At 31.8% G+C, this 1,511-nt stretch carries 1 protein-coding gene; it reads left to right on the top strand.

Annotation, left to right across the window (positions count from 1 at the left end):
- Nucleotides 1–193 precede the first annotated feature (193 nt).
- A complete protein-coding gene (locus tag AC1DTM_RS26065; protein ID WP_016105013.1) occupies nt 194–1,198 on the top strand; it encodes a DUF1835 domain-containing protein in 1,005 nt (334 codons plus the stop codon).
- Nucleotides 1,199–1,511: the final 313 nt, after the last annotated feature.

Raw genomic sequence — 1,511 nt, 5'->3', positions numbered from 1 at the left:
TAGATAAGGAGGAAGCAAAAAATATTATAAATCTATAGATTGAGAGGAATATAGAGAAAGCTTTTGTTAAAAACTTAGATGGCTGCAGCAATCTGTGTAATAAACGATTTGATTTTAAAAAGACTTTTAAACATCTATACTAAAATGATACACTATAATCTACGTTATTTTAGAAATGAATAGAGGGATTTGCGTGATAGATAAAATCAAAAATGCTGTAGAGGATATGTACGAAGATGAAGCAAAACATTTACTGCAAAGCATTCTTATACAATTAGATTTATTAGAAGAAAACTATAGTGAAGATACGATTAAACACTTGATGAGTATACCTAAGCAACTGACGAATAATACATCTTATAAAAGAAATGTAAAAGAAAGTACACACATTCATATCGCTTTTGATGATTCAACAGCTGGGTGTTTAAAATATATGTTAAGTCAAGAAGAACTATTTGAGGAGTGTGTTGTTGCATTCTCTGAATTCTTTTCAATTGGACCGATTAATCAATTACATACGAATAAAGGGCAACTCGCAAGGCAGCAATGGTTATTAAACAACTTAACTTCTTATGATAGTTATTTTGAAGAAGAATATTTACCAAGATTTATGGAAACTTTAGAAGAACTACATTCTATTCCTAATGAAACACCGATTACCATTTGGAAGGCGGATAATGCCCATGAGCATGTAGGGGTTTGTTTTGCAATTGCGCAATTAAAAGATAAGAAAAATATTCGTGTTATGAATACTTCTGAAGCGAGTAGAGAAATATTAAAACAAGATTATGATATTCGTGGAACTGGAGAATTATCTCCTGAAAGTTTAGCTCTTTTCCAAAAAAGTTTTGTGCAATTTCCGTATTTAACTGAAGAGAAGCGAATGAAGTTTGCACATGAGTGGAATAGATTATCGCAAAGCATGGAGTTTTTAAGGGTTTGGAAAGACAATGAAGTGCATTCTGTACAAGAAGAATATTTTGACCAATTCATTATTGAGTGTGCGAAAAAAGTAGGTGCTGATAAAGACTTCCTTAAAGCTCCGAGAGTAATTGGTGAAGCGCTTGGTCTTGTAGAGCAATTAGTTGGGGATACTTTCTTAGAGTATCGCTTGAAAGTATTAATTAAACAAGAGGTATTTGAATTTGAAGGTTTATTAGAAGAAATGCGTTTTTATAGTGTGAAGTTGACAAAATAATAATATATTCCGTTTATAAAAAAGCTCGTATTTTTGAAAAAAAGATACGAGCTTTATTTTTTTAGTTTAATTTGGGCTATACATAAGCTTCCGATAGGTGTTATATCACATATGAATGTTAAAGGTAATGAATGAAAAGAAGGTGATTTGTTAATATGTATAACCAACAAAATTATCCATATGATCAAACGATGTATTATAATCCACAACAATACGGATATGAACCTGATATCGAAGTTAGAGAGGTTGAACTAGAAGATTATAGACCAGATGATGCGGAAGATGCTCCTACGTCACCACCACCGTCACAAGC

It is taken from the genome of Bacillus sp. P4_D3 (genome assembly GCF_056401855.1).
The sequence above is the reverse complement of the archived record's forward strand: the minus strand, read 5'-3'. Positions and strand labels throughout refer to the sequence as shown.